Source organism: Limnomicrobium aquaticum, from assembly GCF_040545545.1.
GTDB classification, from domain to species: domain Bacteria; phylum Pseudomonadota; class Alphaproteobacteria; order Rhizobiales; family Rhizobiaceae; genus Ensifer_A; species Ensifer_A aquaticum.
On the sequence record NZ_JBEPMB010000002.1, the window covers coordinates 492,729 to 515,768 of the forward strand.

Consider the following 23,040-nt stretch of genomic DNA (forward strand, 5'->3'; position numbering starts at 1 on the left):
ACCAACATTTTGTTGCGCAACGAAGGACAACCGAATGGCTAGCAAGAAACCGGCCGGCGCGAAAAGTCTGAACCTCGCCCCGGTCCTCGACCTCAACGAGGCTACGGCGCTGCATGGCAAGCTCATGGCGCTGCGCGGCAGCGACCTGATGATCGACGCGTCCGGCGTGGAGCGCGTCGGTGCGCAATGCGTCCAGGTCATCATGGCCGCAAAGAAGAACTGGGACGAAGACAAGCTGACTTTCAAATTCTCGAAAGTCTCTGACACTTTCAGTAAGACGATGCAATTGATTGGCATCAATATCGAGCCCCTGCTGGCATAGGAGAGTACTTGAAATGAAAAAGAAAGTTCTTACGGTCGATGATTCCAGAACGATCCGGAACATGCTTCTCGTGACGCTGAACAATGCCGGATTTGAAACGATCCAGGCAGAGGACGGCATCGAAGGGCTCGAAGTCCTTGAAGACTGCAATCCGGACGTGATCGTGACGGACATCAACATGCCGCGCCTCGATGGCTTCGGCTTCATCGAAGGTGTGCGCAAGAACGACAAGTTCCGGGCGATCCCGATCCTCGTTCTGACGACCGAAAGCGACGCGGAAAAGAAGAACCGCGCACGCCAGGCCGGTGCCACCGGCTGGATCGTAAAACCGTTCGACCCGACCAAGCTGATTGATGCAATTGAGCGCGTAACGGCCTGACCGCCTACCCGGGATACTCCAATGGATATGAACGAAATCAAAGAGATCTTTTTCCAGGAGTGCGAGGAACAGCTCGCCGAACTGGAATCTGGTCTTCTTAAGATGAATGACGGCGATCGTGATCCGGAAACAGTCAACGCTGTTTTCCGCGCCGTTCACTCGATCAAGGGCGGCGCCGGTGCATTTGGTCTCGATGACCTTGTGGCCTTCGCGCATGTCTTTGAGACCACGCTCGATTGCGTTCGATCCAACAAGCTCGATCCCGGGCCGGAAGTGCTCAAGACGATGCTGAAGTCGGCCGATGTGCTTGCCGACTTGACGGCAGCATCCCGCGACGGCGGAACGGTGGATCCCTCCCGGACCAGCGTTCTCGTGAAGGAACTCGAAGCTTTGGCAAATGGTCAGGTGCCAGCCCCGACCGCCGAAGTTGCAGTGCCCGTCGCGCCGCCTGCGCCCAAATCTGCACCTGCGCCCGCAAAGCCGGCTGCTGCGGTTGCGACCGACGAAAGCGGCTTCCAGCCGATCCCCTTCTCCTTCGACGATTTCGGCGGAGAAGAGGCCGAAGCGCCCGCAATGGAAGTCCCGGTCTGCGATGTGGTCTTCAAACCGCGTCCCGAGCTTTATTCCAAGGGCAATGAAGCAGCCCTCCTGCTGCGCGATCTCTCGCGCATCGGTGAGATGAGCATCTACTGCGACATGGAAGCCCTGCCGCCGCTCGACCAGATGGACCCGGAAGGTGCCTATTTCTTCTGGAAGATCTCCATCCGGACCGAAAAGGGCGAAGAAGGTGTCCGTTCCGTCTTCGAATTCGCCGAATGGGATTGCGACCTTGAAGTCAAGGTCCATGAAGTCGCGGACGAAGGCAGCGACGAGGAAGAGCTGCCGATGCAGCCGGTGCCCTTCGACCTGTCCGCTCTGGACGATGCCGAAGAGGAACACGACCACGTCGACGACCACCATGAAGAGGTTGCCGCAGCCATCGAGGCCGCGAAGATCGCCACATCTGTGGTCAGCATGGCCACCCAGCAGGCCGCGCCTGTCGCGCATGTCGCGGCCGCCAAGCCTGCTGCTGCCGCCGCCGCTCCGGCCGCAGGCAATGCCGAATCTTCTGGCTCGGGCGGTGCCAACCCGACAATCCGCGTCGATCTCGACCGCGTCGACCGCCTGATCAACCTCGTCGGCGAGCTTGTCATCAATCAGGCCATGCTTTCACAGAGCGTGATTGCCAACGAGACCTCCGGCGCCGGCACGATCAACACGGGTCTCGAAGAGCTGCAGCAGCTCACCCGTGAGATCCAGGACAGCGTGATGGCCATCCGCGCGCAGCCTGTGAAGCCAGTCTTCCAGCGCATGTCGCGTATTGTCCGCGAAGTCGCCGACATGGTCGGCAAGTCGGTCCGCCTCGTCACCGAGGGCGAAAATACCGAAGTGGACAAGACCGTCATCGACAAGCTCGCCGAGCCTTTGACACACATGATCCGCAATGCCGTCGACCACGGTCTGGAAATGCCGGAAAAGCGCGCAGCACTCGGCAAGAACCCGGAAGGCACGGTCAAGCTCTCGGCCAAGCATCGTTCGGGCCGCATCGTCATCGAGCTGTCCGACGACGGCGCCGGCATCAACCGCGAGAAGGTCCGCCAGAAGGCGATCGACAACGATCTCATCACGTCTGAAACAAACCTTTCGGACGAGGAGATCGACAACCTGATCTTCCATCCGGGCTTCTCGACTGCCGACAAGATCACCGACGTGTCGGGTCGCGGCGTGGGCATGGACGTGGTCAAGCGCTCGATCCAGGCGCTCGGCGGCCGCATCAACATCTCCTCGCGCCCCGGTCAGGGTTCGACCTTCACCATGAGCCTGCCGCTGACGCTCGCCGTCCTCGACGGCATGGTAGTCACGGTCGCCGGCCAGACCCTGGTGGTTCCGCTGACCGCCATCGTCGAGACGCTGCAGCCGGAGGCTTCCGCCATCCACTCCTTCGGTTCAAGTCAGCGGCTTATCTCGATCCGTGACAGCTTCTGCCCGCTCGTCGATGTCGGCCGTATCCTCAACTTCCGCTCGGCACAGGCAAACCCGACCGACGGCGTTGCGCTTCTGGTGGAATCGGAAAGCGGCGGCCAGCGCGCGCTCATGGTCGATGCGATCCAGGGTCAGCGTCAGGTTGTCATCAAGAGCCTTGAAGCCAACTACACCCATGTTCCGGGCATCGCTGCCGCAACCATCCTGGGCGATGGCCGCGTGGCGCTCATCCTGGATGTGGATGCGGTGGTCGCAGCCTCGCGCGGACAGGCGCTGGGCGGTGACGGCGCCTTGGCGGCCGCGAGTTGAGTTCGAGTATGTGAGAGACGGTTTCTGACATGACGATTGCTGCAAAAAATCTGACCAAGGGTGCCCGGGAGCTGATCGCTTTCCGCATTGGCGATCAGGAATTTTGCGTGGACATCATGATCGTGCGCGAAATCCGCGGCTGGACGAAAGCAACGCCCATGCCGCATTCGCCGCACTACATGATGGGGGTGATCAACCTTCGGGGCGCTGTGCTGCCGATTGTCGATCTCTCGCTTCGCCTCGGCATGAAGCCGGCGGAACCCAATCCCCGCCATGTCATCATCGTCGTGCAGATCAGAGACAAGGTCGTGGGTTTGCTGGTCGATGCCGTCTCCGACATCCTCGGTGTCTCCGAGGATAAAATACAGCCGATACCCGAGGTCTCCGCGGAATTCGTGCGTGCCTTCGCACGCGGGATCATAGCCGTTGAAGGCCGCATGATATGCCTGCTCGAGCTCGATGGGCTTGTTCAGGGCAACGAAAGTGAAGCTGCATGACGAGTCCCCTTGCGATAGATCCGAAACTGCCGGGCGACGAGTTCCTCGCCAACGGTGAGTTTCCGCTGACACGGCGGGATCTCGCCGATATTGCGGCGATGATCTACGCCGACGCCGGCATTTTCCTGAACGAGACAAAGGCCTCGCTTGTCTATTCGCGGCTGTCGAAACATATCCGCAAGCTCGGCCTGCGCAGCTTCCGGGAATATTGCAATCTCGTCGCCTCGCCGGAAGGCGCTGGTGAACGGCGCGAGATGCTCTCGTATCTGACGACGAATTTCACGCGCTTCTTCCGCGAAAACCATCATTTCGAACACCTGCGCGACGAGGTGCTCCCCGATCTCTTCGCCCGCGCCAAGTCTGGTGGACGCGTGCGCATCTGGTCGGCCGCCTGCTCGGACGGCCAGGAGCCCTATTCGATTGCGCTGACGATCCTGTCGATGATGCCGAACGCGGCGGACTATGACATCAAGATCCTCGCAACCGACATCGACCCCAAGATCCTGGCGATCGCCCGCGAAGGCGCCTACGACCAGAATGCGCTGGAAACCGTGAGCGCCGACATGCGTCGTCAATGGTTCAAGCAGGTCGAAAGTGGCGCCCGCCAGAAATGGAAGATCGATGATCGCGTCAAGCGGCTCATCACCTTCAACGAACTGAACCTGATGACCGAATGGCCGTTCAAGGGCAAGTTCGACGTCATCTTCTGCCGCAATGTCGTGATCTACTTCGACGAGCCGACCCAGATGCGCATCTGGTCGCGCTTTGCGGAGCAGCTTCCGCCCGGCGGTCATCTCTATATCGGCCATTCGGAGCGCGTGACCGGCGACGCGAAGAACCGCTTCGACAACATCGGAATCACGACCTACAAGCTGCATGGCACGGCGCCAAGGAGGTCCGCATGAGCGCCCCCGCACGCGTCCTCGTCGTCGACGACTCCCCCACCATGCGCGGGCTGATCTCGGCCATCCTGAGTTCCGATCCCGATGTCGATGTCGTCGGCCAGGCTGGCGATGCCATGGAAGCGCGCGAAGCGATCAAGCGGCTCAATCCGGATGTCGTGACGCTGGATATCGAAATGCCCAACATGAACGGGCTCGATTTCCTCGAAAAGATCATGACGCTGCGGCCCATGCCGGTCATCATGGTCTCGTCGCTGACCCATCGCGGCGCGGATGCGACGTTGGCTGCTCTCGAAATCGGTGCCTTCGACTGTATTGGAAAGCCCGCGCCGGGCGAGCCGCGCCCGTTCCACGACCTCGCTGAAAAGGTGAAGGCTGCCGCGCGTTCGAAATTTCGCCATGGCGGGCCGGTTGCTGCCCAGGCGCGCCAGCAGCCCGCCAATATCAACAGCGAAAATGCCTATCGCGTCGGCCGCAAGATCGTGGCGATCGGCTCGTCCACGGGTGGCGTCGAAGCGCTGATCAACGTTCTGCAGGGCTTCCCCGTGAATTGCCCGCCGACGGTCATCACGCAGCATATGCCGCCAACTTTTACCAAGAGTTTTGCCGACCGGCTGAACCGTCTCTGCGCCCCCGTTGTCGAGGAGGCCCGTGACGGCGCCCGCCTCGAGATCGGCAAGATCTATCTTGCACCCGGCGGAGAGCGGCATCTGCAGGTCGTCAATGCCAGCGCGCCGGCTTGCCGGCTGCTGGAAACAGCGCCCGTCAATGGTCATCGTCCCTCCGTCGATGTCCTGTTCGACTCCGTGGCCGAGCTGGCCGGGCGCAATGCCGTAGGTGTGATTTTGACGGGCATGGGTCGCGACGGTGCGGCCGGCCTGCTCAAAATGCGCTATGCCGGGGCAAGAACGATCGGCCAGGACGAAAAATCCTGCGTCGTTTACGGAATGCCAAGAGTTGCCCACGAATTAGGGGCGGTCGAACGTCAACTGCCGCTCGGGCATATCGGCGAAGAAATCCTGAAAATGACAGCAGCCCGGAAAGAAGGAAGCGAATAATGTCTATAGCTGAGAAGATCAAAGTATTGATCGTTGATGATCAGGTGACGAGCCGTCTGCTGCTGAGCGATGCGCTCACACAGCTTGGCTTCAAGCAAATTACTGTCGCCGGTGATGGTGAGCAGGGCTACAAGATCATGTCCACGGCTCCGCATCACCTGGTGATCTCCGACTTCAACATGCCGAAAATGGATGGCCTCGGCTTCCTCCAGGCCGTGCGGACCAATCCGGCAACAAAGAAGGCGGCGTTCATCATGCTGACCGCACAGGGCGACCGCGCTCTCGTGCAGAAGGCGGCGCAGCTTGGCGCGAACAACGTCCTCGCCAAACCGTTCACCATTGAAAAGATGAAGGCCGCCATTGAGGCCGTATTTGGATCGCTGAAATGAATCTTGAGCTCCCGCCGCGCCGGATCAACATCATCCAGGGTGAATTCAAGGTCTCCAATGACCCGAACGTCGTCATCACGACGATCCTCGGGTCGTGTGTGGCCGCCTGCATTCGCGACCCTTCCGCGGGCGTCGGGGGTATGAATCATTTTCTTCTGCCGGGCAGCACGGAAGCGCTGGCGGCAGGCGGCGACGCCACACGCTATGGCGTGCACCTCATGGAGCTTCTGATCAACGGGCTGTTGAAGCAGGGTGCACGCAAGGATCGCATGGAAGCGAAGATTTTTGGCGGGGCAAAAACCATCGCAAGCTTCTCCAACGTGGGGGCGCAGAACGCCGAATTCGCGGCGCGCTTCCTCCGGGATGAAGGTATCAGTGTTGTCGGTTCGTCGACGGGCGGCGAACACGGACGCAAGCTGGAGTTCTGGCCGGTATCGGGCAGGGCGCGCCAGCACGCGCTGACGGGGGTCGAAACACAGCGCACCGTAGCCATGGAAATTCGCCCGGTTGCACCGGCGCCGAAGCCGGCAGTCGATACATCGGTCGAATTCTTCTAAGTTTAATGTTGGGGGGGCGGATGCGTCTCGATAAGGAAATGTCTCAGATGCAAGTGGACGAAGCCCTTCCGGAGGTTCTGATGCGGATCGTATCGGAACTCCATGATGTCGCCTATCTGATCGAACGCATCGAGCCGACGATTTCGAACACCGAACATCCGGGCGTGCTGAATGAGGCCGACCGGATCAAGGTTCTTCAGGGCATCGATCTTGCCGTGCAGAAAACCCGTGGTCTGGCCGAATTCATCGACACGATCACGTCTGGAATCCCCGAAAACTGGCTTGTCGATACGACGGTTGCGCTCAGTCTCGTCAAGCTGGCAGACATGCAGAAGGCGCTCAGCCACGCAACCGCGCGCCACGGTCATTCCCAGCCGATCAACAAGGCATCCGGCGACTTCGAATTCTTCTGACCCTAGTCTTGGGGATGCCCTCGGCCACCCGACAAGTTCGCGCAAGTTTCGATTCCTAATCTTGAACCACGGCAGAATGCTGCGGTGCGAATCCTTTTTCGCGCCCTTGCAGGGAAACTCAAGTCCGCTCCGCGGGCCGAATATTTTCCGCCGGTAGTCCATGATGACGGTGCGGAACAGAATGAATCTGTTGAATCAGCTTTTGGCGATCGGCAAGAACCTTGCGGGGCTGGGCCCTGGCAGGCTTGCAGCGCTCGCCGGTGTCGGCGTTCTCACAATCGCACTCATCCTTGGCGCGACCTATTACCTCAACAAGCCGTCGATGGAGACGCTCTACGTCGGCCTCGACTCCAGCGACGTGACCCATATCAGTCTCGCACTCGCCGGCGCCGGCATCGCCTTCGAACAGGGAACGGACGGCACGAGCATCAAGGTCAAGGTCGGACAGACCGCGCAGGCTCGTCTGCTGCTGGCTGAGCAGGGTTTGCCCAACAGTGCCAATGCAGGCTACGAACTCTTCGACAAGGTCGGCTCGCTGGGCCTCACCTCCTTCATGCAGCAGATCACCAAGGTTCGCGCGCTCGAAGGCGAAATCGCCCGCACGATCCAGCAGATCCAGGGCATTTCCGCCGCCCGCGTCCATATTGTTCTCGCCGATCAGGGCTCGTTCCGCGAGGCAACGCAAAAGCCGACGGCCTCTGTCATGGTTCGCGCTGGCGCGCAGGCGGGCCGCAAGGCTGCCCAGTCGATCCGCCATCTCGTGGCCTCCTCCGTTCCGGGTCTGAGCCCCGACGACGTGACAATCCTCGATTCCACCGGCCAGCTGCTTGCCTCCGGCGATGACTATTCGAACACTGCCGCCAACCGGTCGCTCAACACCGAACTCCAGGTCCAGTCGCAGATCGAAACCAATATCGACAAGGCGCTCTCGCCCTTCCTCGGCATCGACAACTTCCGCGCCAGCGTGGTGGCGAAGCTCAACACCGACGCCCAGCAGACCCAGGAAACCACCTTCGACCCGGACTCCAAGGTCGAGCGTTCCGTTCGCACAACTAAGGACAGCCAGAAGTCCCAGCAGACCGAAAGCAACAACGCGACGACGGTTCAGCAGAACATCCCGCAAGGCACGGCCGCAGGCGCCAACAAGGGCGGTCCTTCGCAGAATGACGAGCAGGAAAAGAAGGAAGAGACGACCAACTACGAGATCAACAGCAAGACGGTCGCAACCGTTCGCAACAGCTACTCCGTCGACAAGCTGTCCGTTGCCGTGGTCGTCAACAAGGCCCGCGTCGCCAAGCTCGTCGGAGAGCCAGTCGATCAGGCCAAGATCGACGCCTATGTGGCCGAGATGCAGAAGGTTGTCACCGCTGCTGCCGGCATCGATCCCAAGCGGGGCGACGAAATCAACGTCACGGTCATGGACTTCCTCGAGAACCAGCTGATCGCCGACGCGGCCGCCTCTGGCCCCGGCATCATGGAAATCCTGACGCGCAACCTTGCCGGCATCATCAACTCGCTTGCCTTCATTATCGTCGCCTTCCTGATTGTCTGGCTCGGCTTCCGCCCGCTGGCCAAGTCCATGGGTACCGGGCTCGTCGTCGCGGGCGCTGCCGGGGCACCGGGCGGGGTCATCGAAGGCCAGACGGATTCGCTTGGTCTTGAACTGCCGGATTTCGCACCGTCTGGTGTCGATGGTCCCGGCGCCACGCTCATGGAGGGCTTCGGCTCCGACTTCGGCTTCGACAGCACGGAGGATCTCCTCACCGCGGGCGACGACCCCGAGGGCGGCTTCAACCGCCGCGTCAAGGAAGGGCCGGAACGGCGTCTCGCCCGCATGGTCGAGATCAGCGAAGAGCGCGCGGCCAAGATTCTCAGGAAGTGGGCAGTGGACAGGGCGGCATGAGCGCCCTGTTTCCTTTTTGCGACACGCGTGGGCTTTCCGCAGCCTGACAGCCAACTTACTGGTGAAAGTTCCCGTACCGTAGAATTTCGGTGTGTCACGCCGCGGGCGCTGACGATACACTCGGTTGATTCGAGATGACCGGGTTACAAGGGTGTGCCCGGCTTTCTGGATACGCTGCCTCTTCTGGGCACTGGGGATGTAATGAGTTACAGGGATGTCACTCCTGTCGGTCAGTCGGCTGATCGATCAGAAGGAGCCCGGCGCATGATGAGCCGGGAATTCCTTGTGACGCGGCTTGCCCGGGCCACGGATGATGCAAGGCTCTCGACGCCCTTCGGTCTCCTGACTGATTATTGTGGCGCTTACGCCTATCTGGTTGCCCGCTACGACATGGTCAGTGATCAGCGTCTGGACAACGTTCTGACATCCAACTGGCCTTTCGACCTGGTGCGCCAGATCGACGAAGAGTTGCATGCGAGCTACCACCGCTCCAACGAGTTCGAAAAGTGCCTTGCTTCGCTTCAACCGGCTTTCGCCTTCTTTCCCAATGATGCGGTTCTGCCGGAAGGCGTCAGCCGCCAATATTGTTCGCTGCTCTTTAATGCTGGTCGCTCGCGCTATATCTTGCTGTTCCTGATGCCGGACAATACGGCCCATTCCAGCCAGCGGGTGATGGAAGCGGGGCTGCTGGCTGGCTATATCTTGAGCATGCGAACGGCGCGCAAGGTTCAGATGGACCGTGACATGGACCTGACGGAACGCGAGCTGGAATGCATTTACTGGATCGCCGAGGGCAAGACGAGCGACGAGATCGCCATGATCCTCGGCATTTCGAAAAACACGATCAACAATTACATCACGAGCGTCATGCGCAAGACAGCCACCAAGAACCGGTCCGAGGCAATAGCCTATGCAGTTCGGAACAACCTTGTGTAGGGCCGCCTTGAGGCGCACACTCCCGCTGGACCAACCGAGGACACCCGATGCAGCAGCTTCATGAACGGTTCGATCCGGACACGTTGGGCGCACAGAAGCTTCGCAGCCGCAAGGGCGCCGACCTGATTCAGCAGATGGTGGCCCTGCAGCGGCAATTGAATGCACGCAATTTCGCGGTTTTCCGGGTTTCCGGCTCGGGGATCTCCTCAAAGCGATCCATCAAGCTGCTGGCGGACAATTATCCCACCGGCGCAAACGGGGCCCAGGCGGTGCTAGAACTTTATGGTGACGCCATGGTCGAGCATCTCGAAGTTTCCATCCTGCCGCTGCTGTGGAACGGCCGGGACGAGAGCTCGACTTGCGAAACCGTTGATTTCGATACGTTCGTCACCCGCTTGCGCGGTCGTACATTGCCCTTTGCCGGCATTGCGTTTCCGGTCCGTTTAGGCGCATCCGGCAACGGGATCGCCGTCTTCACTTCGACCTATCTCGACCTGACGAGCGAGTCGATCCTGGAGACCCACATGCAGGTCACGGGGGCACTGGCGCGGCAGCTGCAATATGAAGAACGCCGGGGCCAACCGGCCGAGATGCTGTCAGAGCGGGAAATTTCCTGTCTGCAGATGGCCGGAGACGGTCACACAAGCGAGGAAATCGCCGAAAAGCTCGGGCTTTCGGTCCACACGGTGAACGCCTATCTCGGCACGGCGACAACCAAGCTCGATTCGGTCAACCGTATTCAGGCCATCGCGAAGGCGATCCGGCTCGGCTATATCAACTGACGTTTCGAGATTTTGTTTTTCACCCGGCCATGGCGGCGCGCTGGCCCGTATAGTAGCGCGAATTCGCCAGAGCTTTCCGCAGGAAAAGGGTGTTGTCTTCCGGGTTGGGCGCCGGATTCTTGAAGTCGATATGGCTGATTTCGACCCCGGCGTGGTTCTTGCTGAGCGCCAGCTTCGCATAGATGGTGACGCCTTGCGGCTTGATCTCGAGATCGAGTTCGACTTCCGGCTCGCTGTCCCATTCCAGGCGGTAATTTCCGCCGACACCAAGCGCGACGGTTCCGGGGTGGAAATAGAGCTCGGCCGCCGATGAGACGAGATCGGCAAGGCTGCCGTAATGCTCGAATTTCAGCAACGAAATCAGATCTGCTGCATCCACCAGGCGCAGTTCCGAGGCTACCGGGCGGATTGCCTCGGCCAGAATTTGCTCGCGCTGTTCAGAAAAGGGGTTCTTTCTCATTAGCCACGCTTGTTTTGTCTGGACTTGTTCTGCTTCGAGTAGACGCGGTGAATGAGTTCGGCCACTGCCTTGTAAAACACCGGTGGAATGACACTATCCACCGAGACTTGCGCAAACATTGAGCGCGCCAGAGGCGGATCTTCAAAAACCGGAATGTTGTTTTGCTCCGCCATTTCGCGGATGCGCAGCGCGATCAGGTCCTGCCCCTTGGCGACAACGATCGGCGCCTCGTTTTCTTCGCGCACATAGCGCAGCGCCACCGCGTAATGGGTCGGATTGGCGACGACCAGCGTGGCCCGCGGCACATTCGCCATCATGCGGCGGCGAAGCAGGGTACGGGCAAAGGAGCGCTGCTTGGCCTTCATTACCGGGTCGCCCTGCGCCTGCTTGAACTCTTCCTTCACCTCCTGCTTCGTCATCTTCAGATTGTCGAACCAGGTCTTGCGGGTCCAGAAAAAGTCGCCCAGGCCAACGATGACGGTCGCGAACAGGATGACGATGAGAATGGTCCGCATGTCGGCCATCATCCGCGTGAAGAGAACGGACGGATCGGAAAACATCAGCGACAGGGAGCCGAAGAACTCATCCTTCAGCGCAAAAATGACGACAATCGAAACCGCAATCACCTTGATCAGCGACTTGCCGAATTCCACCAGCGTCTGCAGGCTGAACATGCGCCCGATGCCGGCGGTGATGGATATCCGGGAGAATTTCGGCGCGATGCGCTCGAGCACAGGGCTCGGCATGTTCTGAAGGACCGAGGACGCCACGCCGAAGCCCATGATCAGCACAAGGGCCGGAACGACTACGGCACCCGCATTCCAGGCCAGCCTGTAAAACAGCGAGATCACGTCGGGTCTGGATTCAAACCGCCACTGGTCGGCCTGCTCGAAAATGTCCTTCAGGCTGCCCGCGACATTGAGCGAACCGTCGGCGACGAAGAAGACCACGAAGACATAGATGGCGACTGTGGAGGCAAGCGCCGTCATCTCTCGCGAAAATGGGACATTTCCCTCTTCCAGCGCGTCCTGTTTTCGCTTCTCTGTCGGGTCTTCTGTTTTGCTGTCCTTGTCGTCATCATCAGCCATGGATCAGCCCTCAAGCATGTCGAGTAAGCCTATGAAGGTCTTGCGACGACGACATGCGCAATAGCCAGAGCGCGTCATGCGCGGCCCATGGCGACGTTGACAGGAAAGGCGCGTCAGGCTGCTGCCGACGACTCGCCCTTTTCCTTCAATTCTATCTGGTTGTTGTTCGCAAGGCGAATGGCTTCCTGCGCGATCGAGCGTCGGGCAACCGCGATGTCGCGCGGATTGATGCCCGTGGTGCCGGAGCCGAGATCGGATTCGATCATGCGGCGCTGGCGCGCGCCGATAGCCGAGAGGACAGCCTCGCGGATATCCATCGGCGAGCCCCGCAGCGCCATGGTGATGACGTCGGCGGAAATGTCGTTGAAGAGCGTGACGCGGCTGCGCTGCGGCATGGTGAGCAGGTCTTCGAAGAGGAAGATGCGTGGACGAACCTTTTCGGCGGCTTCCTTGCTGAGCGATTCCAGCGCGCCGAGCAGCTGTTCGACCTGTTCCTTCTCCAGCTCGTTCATCAGTTCGGCGACCTTGACCGTGCCGGTCGCGTTCTTCTCCGCGTCCATGGCGCGCATCAGTTCGACGACGCGGTTTTCGATGATCTCCGCTGCCTTCGGGCTGACCTGCTTGAGATTGACCGTGCGGTTGATAACATCGGCGCGGCGTTCTTCGCTCAGTTCCATCAGCACCTTGGCGCCGAAGCTCGAAGGAACCATAGAGAGAATATAGGCGGCCGTCTGCGCATGTTCCTTTTCCAGGAAGTTCGCGACGAAAAGCGGATCGGCCTCACCGAGTTGTTCCCAGATAGAGGTTGCTTCAAGGCCCTGGAACGTGGCACGGCGACCGAGAAGATTGTCGACCTCATCCGGCGTCAGGCCTTCTTCGAGAATGCTCTCCATCGCCTTGGCATTGTCCATCAGGCCGGCGCCCTCGGTGAAGAGGTCTTCGAATTCGTTGGTGAGTTCGATCAGCTCGTGCGGGGGTATCGAGCGCAGGTTCTGCGCGGAGCGTATGATCACCTGAAGCTCATGCTGGGTGAAGAATTTCAGAAGTTTGCTGGCAACGCCCTTGCCCATGGACAGGAGGACTGCCGCAGCCTTCTCTGGCGGCGTCAACGGCTTGTAAGAGGCCTGCTCCTCGAATTCCTCGAAATCCATCATGGCTTTCCGGTACCTGTATTCTATCGTTTGATCGCTTTGACTTCGATCATTCGAATGCCGAAGCGGGTATTGTCTTCATCGAGAACCGTGATTTCGCCGCGGCCGATCTGGCGGCCGTTGACGACGACTTCCACGGGGTCCCCGATCTTGCGGTCGAGAGCAATGGTTGCGCCCTCGGTCAGGTTCATCAGCGTCGCGACATGCATGTGGCTGTTACCCAGCACGATCTGCACATCGATCGGAATGTCCATGATGAGATCGAGATTGGCGTGCAGGGCGCTGCCGACCGTGTGGCTCATTGCGGACGATCCGCCGCCGAAGCCGGCATCCATGCCGCCGCCGAAACCACCGCCGAACTGCGATATGTCGGCATCGCCCATGCCGCCGCCGCCAGAGGCGTCGAAATCGAAACCGCCGCCATCGCCGAGATCCGGCAGTCCGCCTTCCGCGTCACTTTTCAGCACGCCACGGAGACTGTCGATCTGATCGTCAAGACCGGCGTCGAGGTCGGGAGCATCAGACGAGAAATTCGCGAGGATATCATCCTCGACGGGCGCTTCTCCGGTTTTCGTCGTCTGTTTTGCCATGCCCGAGTTATTCCAGTTCAAACTTGCGCCAGGCGTGACCAGAGTGCCACCGCCAAGCGCTTACATGTCAAAGATTTCGCGCCCGCCCTCATGTCGACGCGACTATGAAGAATTCTTAGCTGATTCTTCTTTAAAAACGATTGCTTCGCGGGTCTGGAACAGATCGTTTGAGGGAATTTATCGCAGGTGTGGCGCGCGCGACTCGGTGCGGAAAATCGCTTGGTGGCCGTGCGTGACGGCCGTCGCCGAAGATCAGCCGATCAGATGTTCCAGAAGGTCGCTTTCGGTCGAATAGGTATCCGTCACGCGCACCGTATACCTGGTGCCGCTGCGGCCAAACTCTCCGAAATAGAGTTCCTTGCCGTTTGCATTCACCTGCACCTTGACGTCGCCCAGGTCTTCGAACGGGATGACGTCGCCGACCTGAAGCTTGCTGATGATGCCGAGTGTCTGGGTCTGCAGATTGATCCGCGCTTCCACAGAGACCTGCGAGCGCTGCACCTGTTCCTTGATCTGCTCGGTCCATTCCTTCTTGGTGCGCCCAGCCGCCGCAGACTTCGCCGTCGTCACCTTCGTTTTCAGAAGGTTCCGCTGCGGTACAGCGATATGGATCATCGATTCCGTCTTGCCGAAGGTGACAATGAAACTGATCAGCGCGGCATTGGGATCGCGATACCCTTCCGGTGGTTTCGGACGGTCACCGGCATTGTAGGGATTGGCGAGAACCGGCTCGAAATTGCCGCCGGTCGCCACGGACGTGCGTAGCACATTGGCGACCTTCGAGAAGATCATCTCGGTCAGGTCGAGTTCGATCTTGGAGAGAACCCGTTCCGTTGGCGGTTCGATCATTTCCGGCGGTGCACCGAGCATGGCTTCCACCAGCGTCATCACAAAGGCGCCGCCGCAGCCCATGGTAAATTCCGGGCACCAGCCGCGGAGCGAGGCGTCGCAAAGAGCCGTCGTTTCGCCGAGCGTCGCCAGCAATTCTTCCTTCAGGCCCGTCTTCATGGAGGCAAACCGCAACTCGATCTTGAAGCCGGTTTCGCTGTGGAAGATATCGGGAAGATATTCGATATAGGCTGCGGTGAGTTCGGAGCATATCCGCTCAAGGCTCGGTGCATCGCCGAGTTCGCCCGTCATCCGGGCGAGCAACGTCGGGTCGAACGCCGCCGATGCTTCGGGGGAAGCGTCCTCTGAAGTGGATATGTTTTCCGCAGCCTCAGACATTATGCCGCCTTCGCGTCACCGCCGCCGCCCGGGTTCATCATTTCCTGCTCGACCGCGTCGATGGACGGACGTTCCTTCGCCGAGATCGTCTTGCGGCCATATTCGAGGGCAACCTGCGGAACCGAGCCGTTCATGTAAGCCAGCAGCGTCTGCTTGACGATGACATAGAGGCGGTTCTGCTTTTCGCGCACCACCTTCACCGAGGCCGAGATCGGCTGGAGAATACAATAGGAGATCAAGATACCGGCGAATGTACCGACGAGAGCGGCGGCGATGAGTTCGCCGAGCACTTCCGGCGGCTCGCTGATCGCGCCCATGGTGTGAATGATGCCGAGAACGGCCGCGACGATACCGATGGCGGGCATGGCGTCGCCCATGCCGTTCAACGCATTGTGCGGCTTCAGCTTGTCGTGCTCGATCGTGTTGATTTCCTCGTCCATCAGCGCTTCGATTTCGTGGCTTCGTGCATTGCCGATGATGATGAGGCGGACATAATCGCAGATGAAGGCGGTGAGTTCGTGGTTCGCCAGAACCGTCGGAGCCGCCTGGAAGATCGAGGATTCTTCCGGATTGTCGATATGCGCTTCGATCTCGTTGCGCGACTTGGTGCGCAGGTCGCGCATCAGCGCGTAGAGCACGCCCAGCATGTCGAGATAGTGACGTTCGTGTGGAACCTTGTTGCCGAGCGCTTCGCCCAGCGCTTTCCCGGTGTCCTTGATGACCTTCATCGGGTTGGCGATAATGAAGCCGCCGACGGCAGCCCCGATGATTTCGAGGAGTTCGTACGGCTGTACAAGAACGCCGAAATGCCCGCCCGCCGCCATGTAGCCGCCAAACACGCAGCCGAAGGTCACGACCAGACCGATGATCATGTTCATGCCAGAATACTCCCGTCGAAAACGACATACGAACACTCTGGTATGAATTTTCCCTTGCGTGAGGCTGGCAGAGATGACCATCCCGCAGCTTATTGATCCCCGTCTTGAACCGTGACGAATATGCGACAGGCCGGATAAAGCCTCGCGCAAGGCGAGCACCGCACATTGGCCGCAAATTCCACTCCTCCCGCATTTTGGAACCTTCATGGAAACCGGCATATACGTGTCACTGTCTTCGCAGGTCGCGCTCGAGCAGCGTCTGTCGACCCTCGCAGACAACGTGGCAAACCTGAATACGGTTGGCTTCCGTGCAACCGAGATCAAGTTTCAGGACGTCCTGCAGAAGAGTGGCGGAACCGAAGTGCACTATGTCGATCCCGGCAAGGAGTTCCTGTCGGAGAAGAACGGGGCACTGACCCCGACGGGCAACTCGTTCGACTTCGCCATTCGCGGCAATGCCTACTTTCAGGTGCAAACGCCCTCCGGCCCGGCGCTCACCCGCGACGGTCGCTTCTCGCTGACGCCCAGCGGCGGCCTGGTGACGGTTCAGGGTTATCCCGTTCTCGATGCCGGCGGATCGCCGATCCAGATCGCCACGCGCGGCGCCAAGGTGGATCTCGGGAACGACGGCTCCCTCCAGGTGGACGGACAGCGTGCGGCCGTGCTGGGTCTGTTCGAGGCCAACATGAACAACGGCTACCAGCGTGTCGGCGGTTCGGCCTTCATTCCCGCTGCAGGCTCGCAGGCCGTCGTCGACCGCATCGATGCTGGCGTGGTGCAGGGTTTCGTTGAAGAGTCCAACGCCAATCCGGTGCAGGAAATGACGCGTCTGATCATGGTCCAGCGCAATTTCGACGATATTTCCGCCTCGATGCAGAAGAACGAAACCTCGCTTGAAGAAGCCATCAAGAGCCTCGGGTCGAAGTCATGATCTTGAGGGCAGCCTTCCCTGATCGCCTGTTGACGCCGATTTCGCGAGCCGAGCCGCTCCTTGGGAGCGCCGCAGCATGATGGAAAGTGCTCGCGACCGTAGCGCTGCGTCAAGGCTCGAAGCGCTCTCGCGTGTCACGGCTCAGTACGCACCGGCCGAACAGCTTTCCGCGCCCGGCGGGCGGGTCAAGACGATTGCCGCCGGCCACTACACCGTCACCGGTCTTTCCAGGCATGTCAGGCTCGGCGATTTCGTCGGTCACACGACGGCGACGGGTGTCCATCTCGGCGAAGTCGTCCGTGTCGAACCGGATGCCGTCTTCGTCTGCCCGATCGAACCGGGCGAGCCGATCGGCATCGGCGATGTCGTGCTGCGCAAGGGCGCTTTCCGTCTCGCGCCCGATTCGAGCTGGTGCGGACGGACGATCAACGCGCTGGGCGATCCGATCGACGGCCTGGGACCGATGGTGCAGGGCCCGGTGCGGCGCCCGATTTCGGCCAATGCGCCGCCTTCCATGCTGCGCTCGCGGGTGGAGCGCGGCTTCAAGACCGGCGTGAAAGCCATCGACATCTTCTCGCCGCTCTGCCTCGGACAGCGTCTCGGCATCTTCGCTGGTTCCGGCGTCGGCAAGTCGACGCTTCTGTCCATGCTGGCCCGCGCCGATTCCTTCGACCGCGTGGTCATCGCGCTGGTCGGTGAACGTGGCCGCGAAGTGCGCGAATTCATCGAGGATACGCTGGGCGACAACCTGCGCAAGTCCGTGGCCATCGTCGCGACCAGCGACGAAAGCCCGATGTTGCGCAAGATGGCGCCGCTGTCGGCCGTCACCATCGCCGAACAGTTCCGTGATGACGGCGATAACGTCCTGCTTATCGTCGACAGCGTGACCCGTTTTGCTCATGCCATCCGCGAAGTGGCGGTCGCCTCCGGTGAACCGCCAGTGGCGCGCGGCTATCCGGCCTCCGTGTTCACCGAACTCCCGCGCCTTCTCGAACGCGCCGGACCGGGTGAAGAGGGCAAGGGTACGATCACCGCGATCATTTCCATCCTTGTCGATGGCGACAATCACAATGACCCGATCGCAGACTCCACGCGCGGTATCCTCGACGGCCATATTGTCATGGAGCGGTCGCTTGCGGAGGAGGGGCGTTATCCGCCAATCAATCCATTGGCCTCGATCTCGCGACTGGCCCGGAAGGCCTGGACGCCGGACGAGGAAAAGCTGGTCTCGCGGTTGAAATCGCTGATCCACAAATACGAGGAAACGAGCGACCTGCGCCTTATCGGGGGCTATCGCCCCGGATCCGATCCGGAAGTGGACATGGCGGTCAGACAGGTCCCGACCATCTACGAGATGCTGAAGCAGTCACCGGGCGATCCGCCGTCGCCGGACGCCTTTGCCGATCTGGCTGCGGCATTGCGAAACGCTTCCATGCCGCAGGCACAGCCGGCCAACATTCGAAGGAACTGACAAGATGATCGAGGATGGGGAACCGATCAGAATGCAAAAGGAGCCGCCGCGATCCAGCGACGCCATGGACCGCGTGGACATGGCGCTTTCCGCAACCGGCGTAGCGCTGGCGGTGTTTGCCGCATTCTTCCCCTGGTACGTTTTCTTCAACTACGAACAGTTCGCGCCCAAATACGGACAGATGGTCCAGAACATGCGGCGAGATCTTCCCGTCTTCGCGCCAAAACCTGTCTTTTCCGTTTCGCCGTCGGCCAGCATCAACATCAACCAGCGGCCGCCGGGTCTTGCCATGCAGGTTCCACCGGGGCTTGATGACATCACCACGGCCACGGTTCCAGGCGACGACGCGGACCGGAAAAAGTCGAGGGGCGATGCAGGCGGGCTCGATCAGCCGATGCCCGGCGCTGCCGGCACATTCCGTCTCCTGCACGTCGCAGGCGGTCGCGCGCTCGTGGAGGATGGCCGCGGTATCTACATGGTGGGTGTAGGCGAGATTCTGCCCGACAACAGCAAGCTTGTCTCGATCGAGCAGCAGGGCGGGCAATGGGTTCTGACGACCTCGAACGGAACCACGCTCCGGGTGAATTGACACTGCCCGCCTGATGCCGGGCGGGTGCAAGTCCCACGCAAGTTTAACCCCTTACGTTCTGTCTCATAGCTATGATCAGCTGGAAAGTACGGAGCGGGCGATGCAGCCTATACAGTTTTTTCAACTCGCCTCGCAGCAGGCGCAGTGGCTGTCTGTCCGCCAGAGCGTGATTTCCACGAACGTCGCCAACGCCGACACCCCCGGCTACAAGGCCAAGGATCTCGTCCCCTTTACTGAATTTCTCGATGCCGCGACCTCGCGCAGCGATGGCGTCAACCTTGCCTCGACCAATCCGATGCACTTCGCCGACGCAAGCCAGCAGACGATGAGCATCCGCCAGGTGGAAGACAAGTCCGGCAAGGTCAGCGCCTCGGGCAATAATGTCGGCCTCGCGCAGGAAATGATCAAGGCGAGCGAAGCGCGTCAGGATTACGAGCTGAACGCGGGTCTGGTGAAGTCGCTGAACAAGATGATGCTGATGGTCGTCAGGAGATAGCCGGGATGATTGTCGATCCGCTTTCCGCAAGTCTGAAGATTTCCGCGTCCGGCATGGATGCGCAATCGACGCGCCTGCGCATCGTATCGGAAAACCTGGCCAATGTCCGTTCGACGGGCGAGACGCCCGGCTCTGAACCCTATCGCCGCAAGATGGTGAGCTTTGCCGCGCATGTGGACCGCGCAACCGGCATAGCGGAAGTCAAGATCCAGAAGGTCTTCGACGATACCAGCGCCTTCAATCTCGAATTCGACCCCGGCAATCCGGCGGCCAACAAGGACGGCTATGTCAAGATGCCGAACGTCAATCCGCTGATCGAAATGGCGGACATGCGCGAGGCAAACCGCAGCTATGAGGCCAATCTCCAGGCGATCAAGCAGGCGCGTGACATGATCAGCTCGACCATCGACCTCTTGAGGAGCTCGTCATGATAGACCCCATCTCCCTGTCCTCGCTGGTGCAGAACCTGTCGAGCGTCGCCAGCAAGGCAGCGACGACGGCCGAGGATGCTGCCAAGGCCGCGGGCCCAAGCTTCGTCGATGTGTTGAAGAATGCCGCGACCGACATGTTCGGCGAGCTGAAGAATGCCGAAACGATGTCCTACAAGGGTGTCGAGGGCAAGGCATCGACCCGCGAAGTGGTCGATGCGGTCATGAACGCCGATCGCTCGCTCCAGACGGCCATCGCCATCCGCGACAAGGTCGTCTCCGCCTATCTCGACATCACGAAAATGCCAATCTGAGGACCGCCGATGAGAGCTCTATCCATAGCTGCAACCGGCATGAATGCCCAGCAGACCAATCTCGAAGTCATTTCGAACAACATCGCCAACATCAATACGACGGGCTTCAAGCGCGCTCGCGCCGAGTTCACCGACCTTCTCTACCAGACGGAGCGTCAGGCCGGCATTTCCAACGCCGCCAACGGCTCGATCGTGCCGGAAGGCGTCAATATCGGTCTCGGCGTCAAGACGGCAGCCGTGCGCAATCTGCATGAACAGGGCCAGCTCACCTCGACCAGCAACCCGTTCGACGTGGCAATCGTTGGCAAGGGCTGGTTCCAGGTTCAGGCTGCCGATGGCAGCACGGTCTATACCCGCGACGGTGCCTTCAACGTGAATGCGCAAGGCCAGCTCGTGACGCTGTCTGGTGCGCAGGTCATCCCGAACATCACCGTTCCGATCGACGCGAAGAACATTACGATCAACAACACCGGGCAGGTCTTCGCGATGGTTGGCAACGACACCAACGCGACCCAGCTCGGCCAGATCACGATTGCAACTTTCATCAACGATGCCGGTCTGGACGCGATGGGCGACAACCTGTTCCGCCAGACGGCCGCCTCCGGCGATCCGACGGTCGGTGTGCCGAACGATCCGGGCTTCGGCAAGCTGCAGCAGAACTATCTGGAAGCCTCGAATGTGGATCCGGTGAAGGAAATCACGGACCTGATCTCGGCCCAGCGTGCTTACGAAATGAATTCCAAGGTCATTCAGGCCGCCGACGACATGGCTTCCGTGGTCTCGAAGAATCTGAGGTAAAATTCTGGAGGTTGGGCATGATGCGCCGACTGCAAAAACGCAATGTCATGAAGACACTCATTGCCGCCTGGGCGGTCACGCTTCTGTCGGCCTTTGCCGCCATTGCTGGGCCCGGCGAAGAGGGCAGGCGTTATGCCATGGTTCCGACAGCGGTCATCTATCCCGGTCAGGTGATCCAGTCTGGACAGCTTCGCCGCGTCGAGGTCACCAACCCGGATTTTGCAGGCGATTTCGCTACCGACTTCTCGCAGGTCGAAGGCATGATCACCAAGGCGACCCTCATCCCCGACCGTGCCATCAGCAAGGCCTCCCTGCGCGAACCCTTTGCCGTGACCCACGGTCAGCAGGTCCGGCTGCTCTACAGCAACGGCTCCCTGCAGATCACGGCGCTCGGCATGCCGCTTCAGGACGGCAGCGTCGGGGAACTCATTCGTGTCCGCAATGCCGATTCCGGTTTGACGGTCAGCGGGACGATCCTCAGTCCGGGCATTGTCCAGGTGGTAGCAAAATGAAATGCCTGCGCCAAATCGCTGCTTTCCTGTTCGCCGTCTGCTTCATCATGGCAGACGGTCAGTCTGCTTTTGCAACATCCCGAATCAAGGATATCGCGTCGCTGCAGGCCGGCCGTGACAACCAGCTGATCGGCTATGGCCTCGTCGTCGGCCTGCAGGGCACCGGCGACAGCCTGCGGTCCGCACCGTTCACCGAGCAGTCCATGCGCGCCATGCTGCAAAACCTCGGCATTTCGACGCAAGGCGGCCAGAGCCGGACGAAGAACGTTGCCGCCGTCATGGTGACCGCCACGCTTCCGCCCTTTGCCAGCCCCGGCAGCCGCATCGATATCACCGTCTCGTCCATGGGTGATGCCACGAACCTGCGCGGCGGCACGCTGGTCATGACATCGCTGACCGGCGCCGATGGCCAGATCTACGCGGTGGCGCAAGGCTCCGTTATCGTTTCCGGTTTCTCGGCCGACGGCGCAGCCGCGTCCGTGACCCAGGGCGTGCCGACCTCCGGCCGCATCCCCGGCGGCGCGATCATCGAGCGCCCTCTGCCGTCCCGCTTCAAGGACGGGGTCAATCTCGTACTTCAGCTGCGAAACCCCGACTTCACGACGGCTGTCGGAATTTCGGATGCCATTAACGCCTGGGCCAGGGCCCGCTACGGCGCACCGATCGCCGAGGCCACGGATTCGCAGGAAGTCGCAGTGGCCAAGCCCAAACAGGCGGACCTCGCGCGCCTCATGGCCGATATCGAAAATCTCGCCGTCGAGACCGACACGCCGGCCAAGGTGGTGGTCAACGAACGGACGGGCACGATCGTCATCGGCGCCGACGTGAAGGTTTCCAAGGTGGCGGTCAGCTACGGGACGCTGACCGTGCAGGTCACCGAAACGCCGCAGATTTCGCAACCCAGCCCCTTCAGTCAGGGCGTGACGGCGGTCCAGCCGCAGACGGACATCAAGGCGACGGCCGACAGTGGCACCGTGGCTATCCTCAACGGTCCCGATCTGAAGAGCCTGGTGACCGGTCTCAACAGCATTGGCGTGAAGCCCGATGGCGTCATTGCCATCCTGCAGGGCATCAAGTCCGCAGGCGCATTGAATGCCGAACTGGTGGTGCAGTGATGGCCGCGCTCGGTACAAAGGTGGCGAGAACCGCTTGGCGACTGGCCGCATCGGTCTGTCTGCTGGGGACGGTTTCGGCCATGGCCAATGATACGCCCTCTGCGCCGCCCGCCAATGCGAGTATCGACGAAATCCAGCAATATTGCTCGAACGTCGTCGATCCGGCGCGCGACCGGCGCTACCTGATGCAGAAGCAGGACCTCGAAAAGCTCAAGGCCGATGTTGATGTCCGCATTCAGGCGCTTGAGGAGCGCCGCAACGAATATCAGGACTGGCTGAAGAAGCGCAACGATTTCATCGACATGGCGCGCCAGGATCTTGTCGACATCTACAAGAATATGAAGCCGGACGCTGCGGCTCCGCGACTGGCGGAAGTGGACGTGTATGTCGCGGCCGCCATCCTGATGAAGCTCACCCCGCGTCAGTCCGGGTTGATCTTGAGTGAAATGGACCCTGCCAAGGCAGCAAAACTGACGGGGCTGATTTCCAGCGCTGCAGCTGCTCCGGCCAAAAAAGGTTAATC

At 60.4% G+C, this 23,040-nt stretch carries 28 protein-coding genes; 22 read left to right on the top strand and 6 right to left on the bottom strand.

From position 1 onward, the window contains the following. Positions 1 to 34: 34 nt before the first annotated feature. From ABID16_RS11060 to visR, 12 genes are all read left to right on the top strand, one after another. Complete coding sequence (locus ABID16_RS11060) at positions 35 to 322, top strand: STAS domain-containing protein (RefSeq protein ID WP_354556382.1); 288 nt, start codon at positions 35 to 37, stop codon at positions 320 to 322. A 13-nt stretch (positions 323 to 335) separates the two neighbouring features. Continuing rightward, positions 336 to 701: a chemotaxis response regulator CheY1 gene (gene cheY1, locus ABID16_RS11065; protein ID WP_354556383.1), complete on the top strand. Its 366-nt coding sequence runs from the start codon at positions 336 to 338 to the stop codon at positions 699 to 701. A 21-nt stretch (positions 702 to 722) separates the two neighbouring features. Continuing rightward, positions 723 to 3,032, top strand: a complete 2,310-nt coding sequence (locus ABID16_RS11070; RefSeq protein WP_354556384.1) for a chemotaxis protein CheA — start codon at positions 723 to 725, stop codon at positions 3,030 to 3,032. A gap of 29 nt (positions 3,033 to 3,061) precedes the next feature. After that, positions 3,062 to 3,529: a chemotaxis protein CheW gene (locus ABID16_RS11075; RefSeq protein WP_354556385.1), complete on the top strand. Its 468-nt coding sequence runs from the start codon at positions 3,062 to 3,064 to the stop codon at positions 3,527 to 3,529. Beyond that, positions 3,526 to 4,434: a protein-glutamate O-methyltransferase gene (locus tag ABID16_RS11080; RefSeq protein ID WP_354556386.1), complete on the top strand. Its 909-nt coding sequence runs from the start codon at positions 3,526 to 3,528 to the stop codon at positions 4,432 to 4,434. Before ABID16_RS11075 ends, ABID16_RS11080 begins: the two co-directional genes overlap by 4 nt. Next, positions 4,431 to 5,489, top strand: coding sequence for a protein-glutamate O-methylesterase CheB (cheB, locus tag ABID16_RS11085; protein ID WP_354556387.1), 1,059 nt, complete (start codon positions 4,431 to 4,433; stop codon positions 5,487 to 5,489). The genes ABID16_RS11080 and cheB overlap by 4 nt, the downstream gene beginning before the upstream one ends. After that, the gene (locus ABID16_RS11090; RefSeq protein WP_109855767.1) at positions 5,489 to 5,878 is read left to right on the top strand and encodes a response regulator; all 390 of its coding nucleotides are present in this window, start codon (positions 5,489 to 5,491) and stop codon (positions 5,876 to 5,878) included. The genes cheB and ABID16_RS11090 overlap by 1 nt, the downstream gene beginning before the upstream one ends. Continuing rightward, complete coding sequence (gene cheD / locus ABID16_RS11095) at positions 5,875 to 6,435, top strand: chemoreceptor glutamine deamidase CheD (protein ID WP_354556388.1); 561 nt, start codon at positions 5,875 to 5,877, stop codon at positions 6,433 to 6,435. Before ABID16_RS11090 ends, cheD begins: the two co-directional genes overlap by 4 nt. A gap of 20 nt (positions 6,436 to 6,455) precedes the next feature. After that, entirely contained in the window at positions 6,456 to 6,848 is a 393-nt protein-coding gene (gene cheT / locus ABID16_RS11100; RefSeq protein ID WP_435532403.1) for a chemotaxis protein CheT, read from the top strand. 181 nt (positions 6,849 to 7,029) lie between these two features. Continuing rightward, positions 7,030 to 8,751 (top strand): flagellar basal-body MS-ring/collar protein FliF, encoded by a 1,722-nt coding sequence (fliF, locus tag ABID16_RS11105; protein ID WP_354556390.1) that lies wholly within the window; start codon positions 7,030 to 7,032, stop codon positions 8,749 to 8,751. Between the two features lie 201 nt (positions 8,752 to 8,952). Next, positions 8,953 to 9,687, top strand: a complete 735-nt coding sequence (visN, locus tag ABID16_RS11110) for a transcriptional regulator VisN (protein WP_435532404.1) — start codon at positions 8,953 to 8,955, stop codon at positions 9,685 to 9,687. 47 nt (positions 9,688 to 9,734) lie between these two features. Next, positions 9,735 to 10,469 (top strand): transcriptional regulator VisR, encoded by a 735-nt coding sequence (gene visR / locus ABID16_RS11115; protein ID WP_354556392.1) that lies wholly within the window; start codon positions 9,735 to 9,737, stop codon positions 10,467 to 10,469. A gap of 19 nt (positions 10,470 to 10,488) precedes the next feature. On the opposite strand, the gene ABID16_RS11120 is transcribed toward visR, so the two are convergent. The 6 genes from ABID16_RS11120 to motA form a co-directional block, all read right to left on the bottom strand. Further along, the gene (locus ABID16_RS11120; protein ID WP_354556393.1) at positions 10,489 to 10,929 is read right to left on the bottom strand and encodes a BspJ family T4SS effector nucleomodulin; all 441 of its coding nucleotides are present in this window, start codon (positions 10,927 to 10,929) and stop codon (positions 10,489 to 10,491) included. Continuing rightward, a complete protein-coding gene (flhB, locus tag ABID16_RS11125) occupies positions 10,929 to 12,017 on the bottom strand; it encodes a flagellar biosynthesis protein FlhB (RefSeq protein WP_354556394.1) in 1,089 nt (362 codons plus the stop codon). The genes ABID16_RS11120 and flhB overlap by 1 nt, the downstream gene beginning before the upstream one ends. Positions 12,018 to 12,130: 113 nt before the next feature. Continuing rightward, on the bottom strand, positions 12,131 to 13,171 hold the full coding sequence (locus ABID16_RS11130; RefSeq protein ID WP_354556395.1) for a flagellar motor switch protein FliG: 1,041 nt from the start codon (positions 13,169 to 13,171) through the stop codon (positions 12,131 to 12,133). Positions 13,172 to 13,191: 20 nt separating this feature from the next. After that, the gene (fliN, locus tag ABID16_RS11135) at positions 13,192 to 13,758 is read right to left on the bottom strand and encodes a flagellar motor switch protein FliN (protein ID WP_354556396.1); all 567 of its coding nucleotides are present in this window, start codon (positions 13,756 to 13,758) and stop codon (positions 13,192 to 13,194) included. A gap of 252 nt (positions 13,759 to 14,010) precedes the next feature. Next, the gene (locus ABID16_RS11140) at positions 14,011 to 14,985 is read right to left on the bottom strand and encodes a FliM/FliN family flagellar motor switch protein (RefSeq protein WP_354556397.1); all 975 of its coding nucleotides are present in this window, start codon (positions 14,983 to 14,985) and stop codon (positions 14,011 to 14,013) included. Next, entirely contained in the window at positions 14,985 to 15,863 is an 879-nt protein-coding gene (gene motA, locus ABID16_RS11145; RefSeq protein ID WP_354556398.1) for a flagellar motor stator protein MotA, read from the bottom strand. Before motA ends, ABID16_RS11140 begins: the two co-directional genes overlap by 1 nt. A gap of 205 nt (positions 15,864 to 16,068) precedes the next feature. Here motA and flgF point away from each other — a divergent pair, with 205 nt between their 5' ends. The 10 genes from flgF (at position 16,069) to ABID16_RS11195 (ending at position 23,038) form a co-directional block, all read left to right on the top strand. After that, positions 16,069 to 16,794: a flagellar basal-body rod protein FlgF gene (gene flgF, locus ABID16_RS11150; RefSeq protein ID WP_354556399.1), complete on the top strand. Its 726-nt coding sequence runs from the start codon at positions 16,069 to 16,071 to the stop codon at positions 16,792 to 16,794. A gap of 76 nt (positions 16,795 to 16,870) precedes the next feature. Then, complete coding sequence (gene fliI / locus ABID16_RS11155) at positions 16,871 to 18,265, top strand: flagellar protein export ATPase FliI (protein WP_354556400.1); 1,395 nt, start codon at positions 16,871 to 16,873, stop codon at positions 18,263 to 18,265. 31 nt (positions 18,266 to 18,296) lie between these two features. After that, positions 18,297 to 18,854 (top strand): hypothetical protein, encoded by a 558-nt coding sequence (locus ABID16_RS11160; RefSeq protein ID WP_354556401.1) that lies wholly within the window; start codon positions 18,297 to 18,299, stop codon positions 18,852 to 18,854. 100 nt (positions 18,855 to 18,954) lie between these two features. Continuing rightward, positions 18,955 to 19,350, top strand: a complete 396-nt coding sequence (gene flgB, locus ABID16_RS11165) for a flagellar basal body rod protein FlgB (RefSeq protein ID WP_354556402.1) — start codon at positions 18,955 to 18,957, stop codon at positions 19,348 to 19,350. Between the two features lie 5 nt (positions 19,351 to 19,355). Continuing rightward, positions 19,356 to 19,781 (top strand): flagellar basal body rod protein FlgC, encoded by a 426-nt coding sequence (flgC, locus tag ABID16_RS11170; protein WP_354556403.1) that lies wholly within the window; start codon positions 19,356 to 19,358, stop codon positions 19,779 to 19,781. Then, positions 19,778 to 20,092 (top strand): flagellar hook-basal body complex protein FliE, encoded by a 315-nt coding sequence (fliE, locus tag ABID16_RS11175; protein ID WP_354556404.1) that lies wholly within the window; start codon positions 19,778 to 19,780, stop codon positions 20,090 to 20,092. Before flgC ends, fliE begins: the two co-directional genes overlap by 4 nt. Before the next feature lie 9 nt (positions 20,093 to 20,101). Beyond that, positions 20,102 to 20,890, top strand: coding sequence for a flagellar basal-body rod protein FlgG (gene flgG / locus ABID16_RS11180; RefSeq protein WP_354556405.1), 789 nt, complete (start codon positions 20,102 to 20,104; stop codon positions 20,888 to 20,890). A gap of 17 nt (positions 20,891 to 20,907) precedes the next feature. Beyond that, positions 20,908 to 21,402: a flagellar basal body P-ring formation chaperone FlgA gene (flgA, locus tag ABID16_RS11185; RefSeq protein WP_354556406.1), complete on the top strand. Its 495-nt coding sequence runs from the start codon at positions 20,908 to 20,910 to the stop codon at positions 21,400 to 21,402. Between the two features lie 47 nt (positions 21,403 to 21,449). After that, the gene (locus ABID16_RS11190; protein ID WP_435532412.1) at positions 21,450 to 22,517 is read left to right on the top strand and encodes a flagellar basal body P-ring protein FlgI; all 1,068 of its coding nucleotides are present in this window, start codon (positions 21,450 to 21,452) and stop codon (positions 22,515 to 22,517) included. Further along, positions 22,517 to 23,038: a MotE family protein gene (locus tag ABID16_RS11195; protein ID WP_354556407.1), complete on the top strand. Its 522-nt coding sequence runs from the start codon at positions 22,517 to 22,519 to the stop codon at positions 23,036 to 23,038. Before ABID16_RS11190 ends, ABID16_RS11195 begins: the two co-directional genes overlap by 1 nt. Positions 23,039 to 23,040 lie beyond the last annotated feature (2 nt).